Below are 18,582 nucleotides of genomic sequence, written 5' to 3'. Positions count from 1 at the left end.
TAAGAACAATCACAATGGTCAGTTGCCAAAAAATGTAATGTTGGTTGATGATAGTGCAGGTAATATAAAAAAAATTAATGAGTTTGTTGAATCAATGAGCAAAAGAGAGGGATGGCTTGAAGAAAATGGACTTAGTCTTCAAGATATAAAAAACATTAAATTTGAAGGTGCACAAGTACCTATGAACAGAAATGGTAAAGTGGTAGGAGATGCTAATTATCTAGAAAGGGTACAGGAGTTTGTCAATGCTAACTTGGTACAAGAACCAATTTATGAAAATTTGAAGAAAGAAGAACCTATATACCAAAATCTTCAAGATATTCAGAGATCATTGTCTGAAACGGTACCAAAAGAACCTATATATCGGAACAATGAAAATCGACCACCATTACTTCCTAAAAAAAGGAAATCAAGTGATGGTATGGTTGCTGATGGTGAGAATAAAAAACAAGATATTAAGGGCATGTTGTCATCTGAAACACAAGCAAACCCAACACGCTCAAAACGTCATGCAATGATGCTTGACCCTCAGCAAATAGAATCTATACACCAGAATGCTGAAGAGCCACCACTAGGTAAAAAATACGCACATACTGAAACCATCTCCTTATCAAAGGCATTTGATACAATCAGAGATTTTTTTCAAGATTGTGGTCAAAAAATAATAAATACTATTCATAGATTACTAAAGAAGGAAGTAATAACAGGAGTTAAAGAGCAAGGCTATGATGTGAATAGTGAAAAAGGTAAAAGTGAAATTACGATTTATGGTAATAAATTGATAGATATTGACAAAATAAAAACGGATTTTATTGATACCTCTCTAATTCGAATAATGGAATTGGGTGAGGAGAAAATCAAAGATCTTAACAATAATTATAAAGGTGATCAGCTAGGGCGAGAGATATCGAAATTATTGAACGCTGGTTCGCAAAAGGAAAATATAAACTCAAACTATAATGATGGAGAGCCTATATTCCAGACTCGTAAAGAGGCATTGAACTATCCTCCGCAAAAGAAAGACATAAACTCGAACTCTGTGAGAGGAAACTATAATGGTGGAGAGCCTACACATCAGACCGTTCAAGAAGCACGGAACTATCATCGGCAAAAGAAAGGTATAGACTCAAACCCTGTAAGCAAAAAACCACTTGCACCACCAGTACCTCCTAAAAATTATACGGAAAAAGTTACGCAAAGCAGAAATGCAGGTGGGATTAAAATAGGTAAGTGATTCATGTATAAAAGACAAGAGTTAACTGACAGAAGAATTAAAACTAATGTCAGGCTCTTGTTTAATACATATAATTGCTTATATGTGTGGTTCATAGCACATTGTTTCAACTTTACGCTTCTTTAATCACTGTGCTATAGCTAACCCAAGAAAGGTTTTCCTACGTCATACCGCCGCGGCGCTAACAAGTAGCGGAATGACGAATTTTTGTTTTTCAAATTATCGGTAAACTTAAGTCACTTTAGCTATAAATTATGAAGATCTATTGTAAAGCAGCCAAATCAATATAACAGAATACACTAAGCTTTAAGCATAGAAACCACTTTATCGTAACTTGGCAGTGACTTAATTTCTCCAATTGCAGCTAGAGTGGCTTTTTCATGCTGAGATAATAATTCTTCTGCTGCTTTTTTTACGTTAGCAGTGGTAACTGCACTAATTTTTTCTATTAATTCATTTTTACTGATGTACCTATTATAGTTACCGTAGTAGTGCCCCAATGTTTCAGCACGTGAGCTCACACTTTCGCGTGACATTAAAATTTGGGATTTTACTCGCTCTTTCACTCTATTTACTTCTTCTTCCCTCAAATCATCTGTGGACAACTTCTTCAACTCTGTCGTTATAGATTTTAAAAGCTTATCTAAGTTACTACTGTCTGTACCAGCAAAAATGGAAAACATTCCTGTATCAGTATAGCTGGAATTAAATGAATAAACAGAATAAGCTAATCCCTGCTTTTCCCTTACTTCCTGGAATAAACGTGATGACATTCCGCTCCCTAATATAGAATCAAGCACTTGAAACGTGTGATATTTATCGTCATGGCGAGAAACACTAGGTAGACCAATTAGCAAGTGCACCTGATCTAATTTACGATGTTCTAAATACTCACCACCAGTGTGGCTCGTCGCATTTTGGCTTTTTTTCAGCTTTTTAGAATGAATCTTTGAGAAAAAATCTTTGGTTAATGCAACAACTTCTTCATGTTCAACATTTCCTGCAACGGCAAATAGCATATTCTCGCCAAAGTAATGCTCATTTATGTAATTATCTAGATCTCCTCGAGTAAAAGATTTTACAGTATCTTGCGTGCCTAAGATTGACCTGCCGAAAGGTTGATCTTTATAAGCTGCCTCAAAATATTTATCGAAAACAATGTCACTTGGTGAATCATTAGTTTGAAAAATCTCTTGTATTACAACGCCCTTCTCACGCTCCAATTCATCTTCTGGAAATGTTGAATTCATCAATATATCTATTAGTATATCAATACCAGTTTTGATGTCTTTCTTGAGGACTTTTGCATAATAGGTGGTGCTTTCCCTACCAGTGCTGGCGTTGAAAACCCCACCTATGTCATCAAAAGCTTTTGCAATTTCAAAGGCAGTTCTTGTCTTCGTCCCTTTGAAAGCCATGTGTTCTAGAAAATGGGATATTCCATTTTGATTTGCACTTTCCGCTCTACTGCCAACACCAACTCGTATGCTTAAAGCTACGGAATCAACATCACGCACCTGCTCAGTTATTATGCGCAGACCATTATCTAATTTTGTTACCTGGGGTACATTCATCTTATGTGTTCTTTTTTAAATTCTCTTCTGCAAAATCCCAATTAATCAAATGATCAAGGAAAACTTTTATGTAGTCAATTCTACGGTTTTGACAATCTAAATAATAGGCGTGCTCCCACACATCCATAGTGAGTAGTGGCACTTGGCCATAAATTATTGGCAAATCTGCATTTGGAGTCTTGGTGATTTTGAGCTTTCCTAACCTACCTTTTTCGAGCACTAACCATACCCATCCACTGCCAAACTGGCTTACTCCATGACTCGAAAATTCTTCATAAAATTTATCAAAGCCACCGATATCGTCTTGAATTTTTTTTGCTAGAAGACTACCATCTTTAGGCTTACCACCACCATTTTTTTTCATTGAATTCCAATAAAAAGTATGGTTCCAAACTTGTGCTGCATTATTAAATATAGGCAAGTTGCCGCTATTACCATGCACTTTTGTTATTAATTCCTCAATTTTTACATGTTGATAATCTGTATTTTCAACTAGCTCGTTGAGTTTATTTAAATATCCTTTATGGTGCTTATCATAATGAAAATCTAAGGTTTTTGCAGATATATAAGGCTCCAAAGCTGTTTTATCGTATGGTAATTCAGGTAAAGTAAAACTCATAAAAACCTCTTTATTTCTAACCTACTTGGATGGTAGGGCAATATATGCTTTTGTGCAACATATAATTAATAGCTAAAACATTTAGGTATCTATTGCATTATTCTAAATTATACTACAATAACGATTATCATATAAGCCATAGAAATGGATTAAATGCAAAAGTTACTTGACACCCTTCGCCAACCCCCTTATCATGAAACTGAAGCTATTTATTTATCTTCTCTGTACAGATTAAATGACAAAAAAACTCACGTATCTGGCGTCTCATGCTTAATTTTTTGCACTATGTGCACCTTATGTCTTATAAAATTTCTACCTACATAAGCTGAAACGCGCTTATAAAGCGTTTAAAACATAAAAAAACGCCAACTTAAAAAATGGATAGTGAATAACTAGCTACCCTAGGGTTTCTTTTGCCTTTTTTTCTGTTTAGTAAATTTCTTAACGTTTATAATTTAGATTAGTTGCGGTTTAAAAGTAGCTGAATCGCGGTTATTAAACGTTTAGAATAAAAAAACGCCATACTTGAAAGTATAATGTAAGTAATTAGCCAACCACGGGGCTTCTTTTGCCTTTTTCTCCGCTTGGTAAATTTCTTAATGTTTATACGGAAGGTGTCATTCCAGCGCGTGACGCTGGAATCCCAAAAAAAGGATGATGTCATCCGAGTAGCTGACACTGGGATGACAAAAAAAGGAGCACTGGGATGACATCATAGGGGCGCTGGCCTGACAATCGTCATTCCGCTACGTGTTAGCGGGATCTAGAGATACCGTGACGGTATGACAAGGGAGAACAGTTGTATTCCTGCACAATTTATTCTCATGACAAAAACGTCTTAACTTTCTCTCTACTTTTTCTGGGTAAGGTCAATTTTGTGAAAAAATGGATTGAATTATAGGCAGATTTGGCTATTATTTGTAATACATGGGTATTAGGTAAAATGTTTAAATTTGATCCTTTATTATTAGCTCGAATTCAGTTTGCCTTCACAATAGGCTTTCACATTATATTTCCTGCTTTCACGATCGGGCTTGCAAGTTTTCTAGCCTTTTTGGAATGGTGTTGGCTTAAGACTGGTGATACACGTTTCCGTGATGTTTATAAATTCTGGATCAAGATTTTTGCCGTTGCTTTTGGCATGGGAGTGGTATCTGGAGTTGTAATGTCATATCAACTTGGTACCAATTGGTCGATTTTTTCTGACCGCATAGCCAATGTTCTCGGCCCTCTATTTTCCTTTGAGGTTTTAACAGCCTTTTTTCTGGAGGCATCTTTTTTGAGTATTATGCTATTTGGATGGAATAGAGTAAGTTCTCGTATGCACTTTGCTTCTACTTGTATTGTTGCAGTGGGAACGCTTATTTCAGCTTTTTGGATTATTGCGGCCAACAGTTGGATGCAAACACCCGCTGGATTCACGATTGGTGAGAATGGTCTCCTATATCCAACCAATTGGTTAGAGATTATTTTTAATCCTTCTTTCCCTTATCGCTTTATTCATATGGTAACAGCAGCCTATCTTACAACAGCTTTTGTGGTTGGTGGTGTAGGAGCATTTTATCTTTGGAGAAAACGACATGCTCCTCAAGCAAGAATTATGCTTGGTATGGCAACCATTATGGTAGCTTTAGCTGCACCATTTCAGCTGTTCATGGGAGATAGGCATGGATTAAATACACTAAAGCATCAACCTGCTAAGATTGCTGCAATGGAAGGTATATGGGAAACCGAAAAAGGGGCTGGCTTACTTTTATTTGCTTATCCGGATCAGCAAAATGAAATTAATCACTACGAGATAAAAATTCCTAATCTTGCCAGCTTGATCTTAACACATGATTTTTTAGGAGAAGTAAAAGGATTAAAGGAATGGAAAAAAGAAGATAGACCACCTGTAGTATGGGTATTCTGGTCCTTCCGTATAATGGTTGGAGTTGGAATTTTAATGATCATAATTGGGTCAGTAAGTGTTATACAGTATCTTCGTGGCAAATTATTCCAAAGTTGTTTCTTACATGGATGGTGGATATCAATGATGCCGTCTGGGTTCATAGCGTTACTTGCAGGTTGGTTTACTACTGAAATTGGCCGTCAACCTTACACTGTATATGGAATTATGCGCACAATTGAATCATTTTCATCTGCGATTACCGGTCCTCAGGTTGCATGGTCTTTGATTGCATTTATCGTTATGTATACCCTTATATTTGGAGCAGGTAGTTACTATATTCTGAAACTTATATACAAAGGAATTCCTGTCATTAAAGAAGAAGAGCAATTTTATAAACACGGTATTGGAGCTTCAGTGATTGATGCTGGTACATCTGGAAAGGACAACAATCATGTTTGATTTTTCTTCCTTAATTAATTTACCCCTAATCTGGGGATTACTAATTGCCATAGCTGTTTTACTGTATATTTTAATGGATGGGTTTGATTTAGGTATTGGTATTTTACTTCCTTTTGCACCGTCAGATAAATGCCGTGATCACATGATAAGCTCAATTGCACCATTTTGGGATGGAAACGAAACATGGTTGGTATTGGGTGGTGGAGGGTTGTTTGCTGCTTTTCCTCTTGCATATTCAATATTAATGCCTGCTTTTTATATTCCAATCATTATTATGCTGCTTGGCCTTATAGTGCGCGGAGTATCCTTTGAGTTTCGTTTTAAGGCAGAAGGAAAATACAGGCGATTATGGGATTATGCCTTTCATTTTGGGTCACTTGGTGCTGCATTTTGCCAAGGCATGATTTTAGGTGCATTTATACATGGTGTAGAAATAAACGGACGCAACTTTTCTGGTGGCCAATTTGATTGGGCAAGTGCTTTTAGTGTAATGACAGGCATTGCTGTGATATTTGGATATGCACTTTTAGGTTCTACATGGCTCATAATGAAGACAGAAAATATAACACAAGAATGGGCACGCAAGGTTGCTTCTTATACGCTTGGTTTTGTAGGTATTTTCATGGGACTAGTGAGTGTAGTGACACCATTTTTAAATGAACGTATTAAAAACTTTTGGTTTAGCATGCCAAATTTTTATTATTTATTTTCTATTCCATTACTCACATCTTGGCTATTTTTCATGCTGTGGTTTGATCTTCAGAATACTAAACGGGAGTACCGTCCATTCTTTCTCAGTATTGCTATTTTTTTTATGGGATATTTAGGTTTAGAAATTAGTATCTACCCATGGATTATACCTTTTCAATATACCATTCTGGATGCAGCCGCTTCTGGGCCAAGTTTATCTTTAATGCTCATTGTTATAATACCGCTTTTACCAATCATTTTAACTTACACTGGTTATTGCTATTATGTCTTTCGTGGAAAATCAAATTATGAACACACATATTAAGGAGTTAGTGACCTTATGGTTAAAACGTTACCCTTAAATCAAGCAGTCGTTCAGGCAATGGCGTCAACTCAAGAACCTTCATTAGCAAACCCTCCTATGGATTTTCTGAAAAGTTTTTGAGTATATTGTATTTTTAATTTGTAGAATAAGTTTTTTTCCTTTTTGCATGCTAACCAAAAAGGGTTCTGTCATCCTTCTTGTCATATAAGTAGCTTGACGCGGGCATTCAGTTTTCTTTATAATTTTCTTTGTGAAAGAACAAAAATGCTTATTTGTAACCATAGCTGGCTTACCAAATGCTGGGAAGTCTACATTAATTAACAGCATCATAGGCAAGAAAATTGCAATTGTCACCCCTAAAGTGCAAACAACAAGGACGCAAATAAGGGGTGTTGCAACATGTAACAACACACAAATTGTCTTTACTGACTCCCCAGGAATTTTCTCAGCAGAAACAAAACTTGAAAAAGCTTTAGTCAAATCTGCATGGTCGGCAGTTAAGGATAGTGACATCACTTTGTTGCTTGTTGATGTAAGCAATTATTTGAAAAATATAGAAAGAATTAAGACTATATTTATGCGGCTGCAGCGCACAAAAGGCAGATGCATTTTGGTTATCAATAAAACTGATTTGGTAAAAAGGCCTGAATTAAAGATGGCGCATGAGCATCTGAATTTGCTTTATACATTTGAAAAGGTTTTTATGATATCAGCATTAAAGAATGATGGACTTTCTGATTTGATGAATTACTTGTCTGAAGTTGCATCGGTGAGCCCCTGGTTTTATGAAGAAGATCAAATAACCGATTCCTCGACAAATTTTTTATCAGCAGAAATTACGAGAGAAAAATTATTCTTGAACTTGCGTGAAGAATTGCCATACTCTACAGCTATTATAACTGAACAATTTGAGGAAAAAAAAGATAAGAGTTTAGTCATCAAACAGATCATATTTGTGTTGAAAGATAGTCATAAAAAAATAGTACTAGGAAAAGATGGCAGTAATATTAAAAAAATTAATATCGAAGCGCGTGCTGAACTAGAAAAATTATTTGAGTGCAAGGTACACCTCTTTTTATTTGTGAAAGTGCGACCTTGGATCGACCGTCCGGAGGAGTATATAGGCAATGCTTAATTCTTTATTGGTATTTGATATTGAAACTATACCAGATGTAAATTCCTGCAAAAATTTACTCAATATTAGTGATGATAGTAGTGTAGAAGAGAAGAGGGATGCATTAACAAAATATCATCTTGAAATAACAAACGGGCAAAACTCTTTTCTGCGTCAGCCTTTTCACCTTGTTGTAGTTATTAGTTTTTTACTTTGCAATATAAGCTACCAGAGTGGTTATGAGGTGTTCACACTGCAAGAAATAAGATCTGGAGGCACACTAAATTCCAGTGAAAAGGAGCTAGTGAAAGGATTTTTTAACTACATATCAGAGAAAAAGCCAAGATTAGTTTCGTTCAACGGACGCACTTTTGATATACCAGTGCTGAAGTATCGTGCTATGGTCCATGGCATTCAAGCGGAATATTTTCATAAAGCTGGCGATAAGTGGAATAGTTACAATCAGAGATATAGCAGTGATTGGCATTGTGATTTGCTTGAATCCCTCTCTGATTTTGGAGCTTCTGCGAGAGTAAAAATGAACGAAGTTTGTGCAGCATTTAATCTTCCTGGTAAGATTGGAGTTGATGGGTCACAAGTTATGGACTTATACGATAGCGGCAAAATACAAGAGATTCGAGATTATTGCGAAACGGATGTAATTAACACTTATTTGATTTACTTAAGGTTCATGCATCATCAGGGAAGGATTACTACTGAAAGCTACAACAAAAGTGCGGAAGAGCTGCTTTTAGAGTGCGAAAAAAAAGAATACCTAAAGAAATTTAAAGAAGAATGGGAAAGAACTTGTGGTGGAAAAATTTTACTTCCATAGAATAAATAGTCGAGTTATAATGCACTAACAAGCGAACCTCTGTACTAAATTTTGGTTAATATACACGTTGAGCATATTAAGAAAGTTGCTTTTAAGGTATTGCATTTTACTTTTATTTTCGTTATAAGGTTGCTTTAAGTTGAATTTTCAACATTTTTATACTATTTACATTTAAGATATGATTTCGAAATTTTTTGGGGGCACTTCATGAAAAAGTCTATGTATACTAGAACTGCTCTAGTTTCTTTATTAACTTTATGTTCTTTCAGCAGTTTTGCAGCTGACTTTCCTGATGAGAGTATGAAGGAAATAAAAAAGCAAGAGAGCACAAAAACTTCTGGAAAAACAGAAGTTATGAAAACATCAAATAAAAAACTGAAAGAAAAGATGGACAGAATATGTAATGCTGATCCAAGAAAAAAAGCTGAAGAGCTTAAGAAAAAAGAGGAGCTAAGATTAGCAGCCGAGCAGAAGAAAAAAGAGGAGATCAGGCTAGCAAATGAGAAAAAAGCAAAGCTTATAGAGGATTCAAAAGCGAAAGCTCTAAACGCTAAGAATTCTAATATAGAAAAAGGTAAAGTTTCAAAAACTAAGCGTTCTAAAACTAAGAATGCTAAAGTTGAAGCTAAAGATGTAAAGAAGGATATAAAAGTTGTTAACAAAAATACAGAGGAAAAAGGTAAGGCAAGTCCTGTTGTTTCAGTTGGTGGAGTTGATATTATCGATACCAATCAAGGGCAAAGTAATTTAAGAATAACTTTTGGTGGTGTTGTTGATGCTCAAGGTTATGGCAAAGCTGGACCAAGTGGCGCAAATTATAAACGTTATAACGTTATGCCAAACAGATCTACAGAGTATTATAATGCCACTCCAGATATAACAAAAGGAGCAAATCCAATATTCTATGAAGGAATAGGAAATATTGGTGATTACAGCAACGATATGGGTATGATTGCTGATGCAATATTGCACCTCAGAGCAGAAAATAAGAATGAAGATTTAGGTCTTCTTTATGGTGCTGACGTGCAGTTTCATGTCCCAGTGACCGAAGGTAAGGGAGCTTCACAGGGTGTTTATGCTGCAAAAGGCAGAAGTGCGCATGTGTTTGTTAACTCAAAATATGGTGACGTGAAGCTTGGTTACCAATTTGGTCCTGAGGCTCTGATGAGGCTTGATGCAACAAGAATTGCGACTGTTGACGGAGCTGCAGATAGTGACTGGTTCAGAAAAGTGAACTTAGAAGGAAGCGCTGCTAGCTTTCCATTTTATGTAACACCACGTCTTTACACTGAAAGTTTTTCGAGTGAAAGTGAAAAATTCTCTTTCCGTATGGCAGGGAAATATAACAAAGGCGTTATGACTACACTGCCATTTAGAGTTGCTTACTACTCACCAAATTATATGGGCGCAAGATTTGGTATCAGCTACTCACCTCGTTATGATAGTGGTTTGTTTACTGTAAAAGAAACAGTTTCAGAAGATAAAGGCGGTAAGATAGAACATAAGGAAACGATAAAGCATGTCGGCCCAGACTATGAGCACATAGTAAGTGCTGGTGCATCATATGAATATGACTTTGATAAACATAACATAAAAGTTAAAACTTCTGCAGTTGGTGAATATGGCTTTCCAAAGCAACCAAGTAAAGATAAGCATCTTTATAAGGAATTTGTGGAGTATAATGACCTGATGGGTGTTAATTTTGGTGTAAGCGCTGATTATAAGATTAATGAAGATCAAGGCGTAAAGTTTGCTGCCTCTTTTGCATACTTGGGCAAATCTGGTCAACCGAAGGGTATTAAAAAATTAATTGGTGATACCTATACGGAAATTGATAGTAAAGATGCTACTGATGGCAAAAGAGTGGAAGGGCTGAAAGCTCAATTTGGTAAAGATAGTATAGATACCATGTATTGGACTGTAGGAGCTGGGTATCAACATGAGAATATCTACACAAGTTTGACGTATTTTGGCAGCAGAATGAATGACAAAGATATGCTTCATGATGGTGCACTTGGCGTTCAATATGATCTGTCTCCTGCATGCAGTAAGAACAAATTTGTTCCTTACGCAGCTCTCCATTATTTTATGACTAACGAAACAGGTAAGCTGAAAGATGAGTCTGATGCTGATGTACCTTCTAACCAAGGAATGCTCCTTCTTACTGGTGTGAAGTTTTCTTTCTAACCAGCCAGTACACACCACAGTTAACTGTGGTGTATTCTTGTCTGTTAGTGTTTATTTGTCGATCAAATAAACATATGGTGTCCTCTCTCCTGTCATCCCAGTGCGTGACACACAACTGTACGAACATTGTGATTTGAGGACACTCCACCAAGAAGGATGTCATCCCAGTGCCCAGACACTGGGATCCAGCTTTCCATGCAACTTCATCAAAAGCGTTTATTCAGCATAAGATCAGCCACTTTTTATGCTCACCAAATCAGTTTGCTTACTTACAAGCAAAATTTCCTGGATTCCAGTGTCAAGCACTGGAATGACACCCTATGGTCACCGGAATGACGCTTTATGGCTACTTAGATGATGAGAAAAGAACACACTGCCCTTATTCTTGGCCGTATAGCTACTTTCAAATTTAATCAATTAAGCAGGAGGCCCCTATGCAAACCACACTAAAAAATCATTTAGCTGGAGAATTACTTACCACCGCTACGTGCTGGAAATTAAAGCTCGCAGGTGGAGAAGTAATGGGATTCACTGACTATGATGAAGATTTAAATATTGATAATATACTCTATAAATCTTCAAGTGGATTTACAGCCAGTAGTATAATATTAAACAGCGATTTAAAAACTGATAATCTAGAAATTGAAGGGATATTAAATAGTGCTGATATTAAAGAAGAAGATGTTTTATCAGGAAAGTACGACTTTGCAAATATTGAAATATTTCTTGTGAATTATAAAGACTTGACCCAGGGAACAATGAATCTACATTCAGGAATTTTTGGTAAAGTGACATTAAGTAGTGGAAGATTTATTGCTGAAATTAGAGGGCTCTCAGCAAAGCTTGAGAGAAGCATAGCAGAATTATACTCTCCTGCATGCAGAGCACAATTTTGCGATGATAAATGTAAAGCCGATACTAAAAAATTTAGTAAAATAAGTACAATCACTAAAGTAATAGATGAAAGAAGATTTGAAGACACGAATTTAACTGAGAGTGATGAATATTATAAGCACGGAGTAGTAAAATTCTTTGGCTCAATAGCGTTTGAAGGTGTAGTAAAAGAATATAAAAATAAAGTAGTTACGTTGTTTACTTTGCCTCCATACCAAATTTTTGCTGGAGATAAATATTCAATACTCGCAGGTTGCGATAAAACATTTCCAACTTGCAGAAGCAAGTTTAACAATACTGTGAATTTTCGTGGTGAACCCTATATACCAGGTTTTTATATTGTTTAGCAGTACAATTTTCAATATTATGAATAAGCATGGAAAGGTGGCTGAGCGGTCTAAAGCACACGCTTGGAAAGCGTGCACATATGAAAATATGTCGGGGGTTCAAATCCCCCCCTTTCCGTATGTTACTTCTAGAATAGTATAAAACCCTCGGTCGCGCACACAACTGTACGAACATTGTAATATGGTACAATGTTACAACTATGCGGTGGTAATTTACGATAAATTCATGTAGCCATTTCAAATTTAGCCATACCAATGTCAGTAAATTGATTAAGCAAATAACACTTGAGTAGCAGTTCCTTCCCACGATTAATTTCAGATTTGTTCCGAAAATTAAACCCGAATGTTTGTTTCAGTCGCGAGAAAAAACTTTCTACATAAGATCTTTTTCCGTAGTTTGTTTGCCTTTTCCACCTCTTCATTCCATCTTCGCTGTATGACTTTATTAGTCTAATTGCAGCATTTCTCTCTGCCATACTTTGGATGCTCTGCTGCATTGTTTTTTTGGAGGAATTTTTGTCTTTATGCCGCATTCATCACACAATTTATAGAGTTTATGTCTGTCATATGCTCTGTCTGCATATAGTGCTTTTATGGCATGCTGAAAATTAACTCCTTTAAGTAAATCGCAAGCTCCATAGTGATCAGACCGTTACTGTATTTTGCAGCTATGGCTTTTTTGCTGTTTATATTCAACATTACATGCAATTTTCTTGTCTGTTCATAGCCACGATATTTTCTGTCAGCGCTATTTTCCTTGCTGTGTGTTGTTATAAATGCTGATGCTTGTGCTATCTATGGCAATTTCGATATCTTCCATATTATTTTTATCAATTCTGCAATCATTGATCTTAATATTAAGTTTTTTTTGAAGCTTGCGAATAGCTGATAACTGCCAAATCTCTTCCTATTTGTTGCAAATATCCTTTTATAAACCCGACTGTTTGTCTTAAGCCAATTCTAAAAAGATTAACGATTATATGCACTAAAATCACAACTTTATCACTATAAATATAGTTGCCGCCCTGCATTTTTGGACTATTTTCATACCAATTTTCGATAGCTTTATCGATGTAACGAAAAATATTTCCTCTTTTTTCTAGAAATTTGTTATATTCATGGCAGTTACTAACTCTCATTTTTTGTGGCATATTTTTCCTTAAGCGGTTAAATGGCTATTTTATAATGAATTTTGTCAGTAGCCACCAGATTTTTTCAGTTGCGATGCAACAGAGCCATCCCAGTGTCAAGCACTGGGATGACAGGAAAAGAGGCTATTTGGATGACATCTTTCTTCTTGGTATAAATTATTTTATATCTCAATGTTCATACAGCTATGCACGTTGCTGCATAGTGGATGAGGTGTACTACCTCTAAGAATATACATTATCTCACATAATAATATAATATTTCGTTCATAAATCAACGTTTTTAACATGCAGCAAGAACATTTCCGTTGTAATTAAGGTTCTTAAGATGTATATTAATGAATCTTGTTTTCAATAAATAATGAAAGTAATAATTGTCATGATAATGTTATTGTGTAGCAGTTACACAATGGCAAGCGAGAGAATAAGTCTAGTGGATAAAAAACTATCTCAAGGATATGTAGCTCCAGTGCTTATAGAAAATAGCGTTATTTTATCAGACAAGCACGGCGCTTTATATTCCTTTGATATTGATAACTCAAAGGCTATGAATTGGAAATTACACCTCTCACATAGGAAAAAAATTGGTAACATGAGCCTATCACATTATGAAAAAAATGTTTTCTTTATAGTGGATAACACTTTACACGCAATAGGCGCAAAAACTGGCAAGATTGAGTGGGAAAAAGAATTGAGAGCTCCAGTAAGAGGAAAAGCAGCAGTAATAAATAATAAATTGGTAGTATTGACTATTGATAATTATCTGTACGTGTTTGATATAAAAGATGGCAGCTCCGCTTGGGCTTATCAAAACGGTATCAATGAGGTTCGAGGTTTGTATTCCATATCGCCAACAATTTCTAACGATAAAATAATAGCACCATTTTCAAATGGTGAGTTAATAGCTTTTAATGAAGATGGTAAAAAATTGTGGAGCCAAAAATTGGCTACAAACCTTTTGGATACACAGCTCACAGATGTAACTACTACACCGAGAGTGCTTGGCGATACTTTAATAGCTACAAATAATTCTTATATTTATGGTATTGACGTAAAATCAGGAAATATTTTATGGTCAAAGTCACTGCAAGTAAAAAGTGTATCAGACATTGAGTCATATTATAGTCCTCTTATTCCTGCAGAGAAACAAAAAGAAGGCGGAAGAATTTTTATAGTTACTAAAGATGATAAAATAATTGGCCTGGATATAAAAAATGGAGAAATAGTCTGGGCATCTGATTTAATAGAAAATACGCAACTATTTGCTCCAATTATGCATGCTCATACACTGTGGGTGACAAGCAATAAAGGTTCAATGTTTGCTTTTCCGGGATCTGAAAGTGCAGGAAAGGTAGTCAAAGTACCTGGTAATGTGTTTCACACTCCAGTGTTTACTCGCAATAAGATATATGTAACAACTGAGAAGAATGGTGTTTATTCTTTAGAAAATAGGTTTGTTTTTTATGACTGATTATGATTTAATTGTTATAGGTGGTGGCCCAGGAGGCTATAAGTGTGCTATCGCTGCTGCAAAGCTTGGATTAAAAGTTGCCTGTATAGATAAAAATAGCATTTTTGGTGGCACATGCCTCAGAGTTGGGTGCATACCCTCCAAAGCATTGCTCCATTCTTCCTATCAGTATGCTCACACGAAAAATGATCTGTCGAAGCTTGGCATAAAAATTAAGGACGCAAGTTTCGATTTAAAAGAAATGCTAGGTTATAAGGACGCCAGAGTTCAGGAACTTGGAAAAGGTATAGAATATCTGTTTAACCTTCACAAAATCACTAAAATCAATGGGCTTGCTTCTTTTGACCAAGGTAATCTTGAAGTTTCAGTTGAAGGTAAGGTGCTGAAGACAAAAAATATAGTAATTGCAACCGGTTCTGACGTTATTTCTTTGCCAGGAATTAATATCGATGAGAAAAATATTATTTCATCAACTGGTGCATTATCTTTAACTGAAGTACCAAAAAAACTTGTCGTAATCGGAGCCGGGGCAATAGGGCTTGAAATGTCTTCTGTATGGAGCAGGCTAGGGTCTGAAGTCACTGTAGTAGAATTTTTTGATAGAATCGCTGCAGCAATGGATGAAGAATTAAGTAAGTCTCTACTTTCTAGTCTACAAAAACAAGGAATAAAATTTTTACTTAGCACTAAAGTCGAGGAGATAAAACAAAGTAGTAATTCTTTGAGTGTGAAAGTTTGCTCTGTAAAAGATAATCAAACAAACACTATAGAGGCAGATAAGGTGCTGGTTGCAGTAGGTCGCAAACCATGCACTGAGAGTCTTGAAAAAATAGAGAAAGACAGTCGTGGTTTCGTTCAAGTTAACAACAGATATGAAACTAATGTAAAAGGAATATTTGCTATTGGTGATGTGATCGGTGGAACAATGCTTGCTCATAAGGCAGAAGAAGAAGGAGTGGCAGTTGCAGAGATAATCGCTGGGCAAGTACCTCACGTTGATTATGAAATCATACCATCTGTCATTTACACTCACCCTGCGGTTTCTTCAATCGGTAAAACTGAAGAGGAGTTGAAAAGTGTTGGCCGTAAGTACAAAGTTGGTAAATGTCAATTTGCTGCAAACGGCAGAGCAAAAATCACTGATGATGCTGAAGGATTCGTGAAAGTGCTGACTTGTAGCAGAGCAGATACAATACTAGGTGTGCATATCATAGGAGCATACGCTGACACGCTAATAAACGAAGCAGCGGTTGCAATGGCATATGGCGCAGCAGCAGAGGATATATACAGAATTTGTCACTCTCATCCTGATATAAATGAAGCCTTTCGAGATGCGTGCATCGATGCTTTCTTTAAAAAATAATTGTGGACCTCGGTTCAATCATTGAAAAATGGTATGAGTGGCTGAGGTGCAACAGATCTTATTCACCAAATACTTTAGAGTCATACATGAGGGACTTGAAGGATCTTATAAGTTTCCTAAATACTCACATTGGTGGAGAAGTAAATGTTGGTACTCTGAAAAATTTAAGTATGCCTGAGTTAAGAAGTTGGCTTACCTCTCGTTACGCAAGAGGTGTAAATGCAAGATCCAACACTCGAGCACTCTCAGTAATCAGAAATTTCTTCAAGTACATAAAAAATAACCACAATATAGACAATGAAGCTGTATTTTCCTTATCAAGGCCAATTCAGAGAAGAACTCTGCCCAAAGCATTATCAATACCTAATATAAAAACTTTATTGAAAGAAATGAAACTATCCGACCTGGGTGAACCTTGGGTGTTAAAAAGAGAAATTGCAATTATCGTCCTGCTATATGGTACAGGCTTAAGAATCAGTGAAGCGTTGAACCTTGGGGTTAGTGATATTAACAATGAAAGTTTAATAGTAACAGGTAAGGGAGATAAACAAAGGCAGGTATTCATTCTTCCAGTAGTAAAAAAGTGTATACAGGAATATGTAAAAGCCTGTCCTTATCTTGGCATTAATAATGAAACACAATATCTTTTTTTGGGAGTAAGAGGAAAAAAACTGGGAAGAACTTATGTGGCCAATCGTTTGCAGAAAATAAGGAGAATGTTAAATTTACCAGAAATTTTATCTCCACATGCATTTCGTCATAGTTTTGCTACTCATTTGCTTCAGGAAGATATTGACATAAGATCAATACAACAACTGCTTGGTCATTCGAGTCTTGAGACCACTCAAGTTTACACTCACCTCAATTATCAAGATGTTTTTAATATGTATAAGAATTTTCAGCAGAGTTTGGAGAAAAAGTCAAAACCCTTGTAACTTGAGGATTGTCTGTGGCACTACCAGGTCCTATGTCTTTTTCATCTCCTTTGTATAAAAAATATCCTACTAAAAGAAGAACAAGTGCAACTGCTGTAAGACAAGCACCTATTACTGGATAATCGTATAAAACTGCTAAACATGCACCAACAGCAAACGCTCCAGACAACACAAAAGAAGCAGAAGCGTAGTTGCTTTGTTTTTTACCAGGAGAAATTGCTTGCGAGGATTTTTCGTTTTTATTACTCAGACTTTCAGTACAGAGCCGTCTATTTTCTGATGAAAGCCTATCTCTTTCTTCAGTCAGTCGAGCTACTTGATTAGTAAGAGCGCTAATCCTTGCTTGCTGACTTAATTTCTCTTGCTTTGCACTATCCAGCTCTTGCTCTGTTTCTGCAAGTTGAGCTTTTATTTTTTCAAGCTCAATTACAACTTCTTGAAAAGCTCGCTCAAAACCTGCTGGTATATTATTCGTATTTGCCACAGGTTGTTCCACACTTGCAGGAAATTTTTCATTTAGATAATTTTTAATGGACTCAGTTGGCTCACTAGCATTTCTCAATGCAGCAGTAACAATTGCACGATTTATGAAGCAATTATCCTTTACCAATTCTTTTACATCATCTAGATCTTTTCTATTAATAGTACCGGTTAATCGCTCTTTAATGGCTTGTTCAATTATTTGCTTCACCCATGGATTTTTCTCTATATCTTGTATTGGCTTTATTTGACTAAAATCTAGGTCTTTATGTTTTAAAAGTTTAGTCAATACTTCTTCGTTATCTTGTGTTATTCCTCGTAAACACGATTCGATAATTAAGCTAAGCGGTGTTTCTATTTCTTCATTGTAGGTTCTTTTCCAGCAATTAGGGTTAAGCTCTTGATTTAATAGTCTTTTCGCTTGGTAAATATTTCCGCTAGAAAGAGCAGCTAATAATTCTTTTCCTTTCTGTGCTTTTTGTATTTCTATTATCAAATGCCCAGCACGATTTTGTCTAGCACATTCCTCAGGATTTTGATGGTTTTTATTGGTTAGATAAGTGTTTATGTTTGGATGACTTAGTAAGAGTTGTAAAGTTTTCTTTTGTTGAAAGCACATTGCTAGATGCAAAACTGTATTGTTATTATTTTGTTCAGAAATATTAACATCTATGCTCCGGTGCAGTAGGAGCAACCTAATCATATTCTGATATTCTTTTTCTGTTTCAGAGCCTGCAGACAAATTAGTAACTATGGACATCAAAGGTGTCATGCCTTCTTTATCAAACGCATTAACATCCGCACCCTCTGCCAGAGCTTCTTTAAAATCTTCTAGGTTTCCATCATCAATAGCCTTAAATAGCTGTTTTGTTGATTCACTTAGCTGTCTTGAAGTTGTCAGATTTCGAGCTTGCGATGCCGTGTTATCACCACCTCCATAAGCTCCATAATATGCTACACCGTTTCTATAAGGCATACTAAACCCTCTTTATTAATGATTTACTAATATAATTATG

Annotated in this window: 16 protein-coding genes and 1 tRNA gene; 11 read left to right on the top strand and 6 right to left on the bottom strand. The window is 35.9% G+C overall.

Features of this window, described 5'->3' with window-relative positions:
• Positions 1–22: 22 nt before the first annotated feature.
• Entirely contained in the window at positions 23–1,234 is a 1,212-nt protein-coding gene (locus AAGD72_RS02575) for a hypothetical protein (protein ID WP_341815047.1), read from the top strand.
• Positions 1,235–1,533: 299 nt separating this feature from the next.
• Here the strand turns inward: AAGD72_RS02575 and AAGD72_RS02570 are convergent, their stop codons facing one another.
• Together AAGD72_RS02570 and AAGD72_RS02565 are read right to left on the bottom strand one after the other, a co-directional pair.
• Positions 1,534–2,808, bottom strand: a complete 1,275-nt coding sequence (locus AAGD72_RS02570) for a pitrilysin family protein (protein WP_341815046.1) — start codon at positions 2,806–2,808, stop codon at positions 1,534–1,536.
• Between the two features lies 1 nt (position 2,809).
• Positions 2,810–3,427, bottom strand: coding sequence for a superoxide dismutase (locus AAGD72_RS02565; RefSeq protein WP_151807956.1), 618 nt, complete (start codon positions 3,425–3,427; stop codon positions 2,810–2,812).
• Positions 3,428–4,370: 943 nt separating this feature from the next.
• On the opposite strand from AAGD72_RS02565, the gene AAGD72_RS02560 reads away from it, so the two are divergent.
• From AAGD72_RS02560 to AAGD72_RS02530, 7 genes are all read left to right on the top strand, one after another.
• Positions 4,371–5,777 (top strand): cytochrome ubiquinol oxidase subunit I, encoded by a 1,407-nt coding sequence (locus AAGD72_RS02560; RefSeq protein ID WP_006280502.1) that lies wholly within the window; start codon positions 4,371–4,373, stop codon positions 5,775–5,777.
• Positions 5,770–6,792, top strand: coding sequence for a cytochrome d ubiquinol oxidase subunit II (gene cydB / locus AAGD72_RS02555; RefSeq protein WP_341815043.1), 1,023 nt, complete (start codon positions 5,770–5,772; stop codon positions 6,790–6,792). The genes AAGD72_RS02560 and cydB overlap by 8 nt, the downstream gene beginning before the upstream one ends.
• A 250-nt stretch (positions 6,793–7,042) precedes the next feature.
• Positions 7,043–7,927 (top strand): GTPase Era, encoded by an 885-nt coding sequence (gene era, locus AAGD72_RS02550; protein ID WP_341815042.1) that lies wholly within the window; start codon positions 7,043–7,045, stop codon positions 7,925–7,927.
• A complete protein-coding gene (locus AAGD72_RS02545; protein ID WP_065094884.1) occupies positions 7,920–8,741 on the top strand; it encodes a 3'-5' exonuclease in 822 nt (273 codons plus the stop codon). Before era ends, AAGD72_RS02545 begins: the two co-directional genes overlap by 8 nt.
• A 207-nt stretch (positions 8,742–8,948) precedes the next feature.
• A complete protein-coding gene (locus AAGD72_RS02540; RefSeq protein WP_341815040.1) occupies positions 8,949–10,928 on the top strand; it encodes a porin in 1,980 nt (659 codons plus the stop codon).
• Between the two features lie 434 nt (positions 10,929–11,362).
• Positions 11,363–12,169: a DUF2163 domain-containing protein gene (locus AAGD72_RS02535; protein WP_341815038.1), complete on the top strand. Its 807-nt coding sequence runs from the start codon at positions 11,363–11,365 to the stop codon at positions 12,167–12,169.
• A gap of 31 nt (positions 12,170–12,200) precedes the next feature.
• Positions 12,201–12,287: transfer RNA gene (locus tag AAGD72_RS02530), tRNA-Ser, on the top strand.
• A 106-nt stretch (positions 12,288–12,393) separates the two neighbouring features.
• Here AAGD72_RS02530 and AAGD72_RS02525 read toward each other — a convergent pair.
• The 3 genes from AAGD72_RS02525 to AAGD72_RS02515 form a co-directional block, all read right to left on the bottom strand.
• Positions 12,394–12,666, bottom strand: a complete 273-nt coding sequence (locus tag AAGD72_RS02525; RefSeq protein ID WP_227738602.1) for a hypothetical protein — start codon at positions 12,664–12,666, stop codon at positions 12,394–12,396.
• Positions 12,615–12,764, bottom strand: a complete 150-nt coding sequence (locus AAGD72_RS02520) for a hypothetical protein (protein WP_285520262.1) — start codon at positions 12,762–12,764, stop codon at positions 12,615–12,617. Before AAGD72_RS02520 ends, AAGD72_RS02525 begins: the two co-directional genes overlap by 52 nt.
• Before the next feature lie 262 nt (positions 12,765–13,026).
• Positions 13,027–13,320, bottom strand: a complete 294-nt coding sequence (locus AAGD72_RS02515; RefSeq protein ID WP_080717625.1) for a transposase — start codon at positions 13,318–13,320, stop codon at positions 13,027–13,029.
• 358 nt (positions 13,321–13,678) lie between these two features.
• Between AAGD72_RS02515 and AAGD72_RS02510 the strand changes: the two genes are divergently transcribed.
• Genes AAGD72_RS02510 through AAGD72_RS02500 form a run of 3 tightly spaced genes read left to right on the top strand, consistent with a single transcriptional unit; the run spans position 13,679 to position 17,086 of the window.
• Positions 13,679–14,788 (top strand): PQQ-binding-like beta-propeller repeat protein, encoded by a 1,110-nt coding sequence (locus AAGD72_RS02510; RefSeq protein WP_341815036.1) that lies wholly within the window; start codon positions 13,679–13,681, stop codon positions 14,786–14,788.
• Complete coding sequence (gene lpdA / locus AAGD72_RS02505; protein WP_341815034.1) at positions 14,781–16,151, top strand: dihydrolipoyl dehydrogenase; 1,371 nt, start codon at positions 14,781–14,783, stop codon at positions 16,149–16,151. The genes AAGD72_RS02510 and lpdA overlap by 8 nt, the downstream gene beginning before the upstream one ends.
• A 2-nt stretch (positions 16,152–16,153) precedes the next feature.
• Positions 16,154–17,086, top strand: coding sequence for a tyrosine recombinase XerC (locus tag AAGD72_RS02500; protein ID WP_341815033.1), 933 nt, complete (start codon positions 16,154–16,156; stop codon positions 17,084–17,086).
• On the opposite strand, the gene AAGD72_RS02495 is transcribed toward AAGD72_RS02500, so the two are convergent.
• Positions 17,031–18,542 carry an ankyrin repeat domain-containing protein gene (locus AAGD72_RS02495; protein WP_341815032.1) on the bottom strand — a complete coding sequence of 504 codons (1,512 nt, stop codon included), beginning with the start codon at positions 18,540–18,542 and terminating at the stop codon, positions 17,031–17,033. The genes AAGD72_RS02500 and AAGD72_RS02495 overlap by 56 nt on opposite strands.
• Positions 18,543–18,582: the final 40 nt, after the last annotated feature.

The sequence above is a fragment of the Wolbachia endosymbiont (group A) of Chalcis sispes genome, assembly GCF_964026765.1.
GTDB classification, from domain to species: Bacteria; Pseudomonadota; Alphaproteobacteria; order Rickettsiales; family Anaplasmataceae; genus Wolbachia; species Wolbachia pipientis.
Note: the sequence above shows the minus strand (reverse complement) of the source record. Positions and strands in the feature narration are given on the sequence as shown.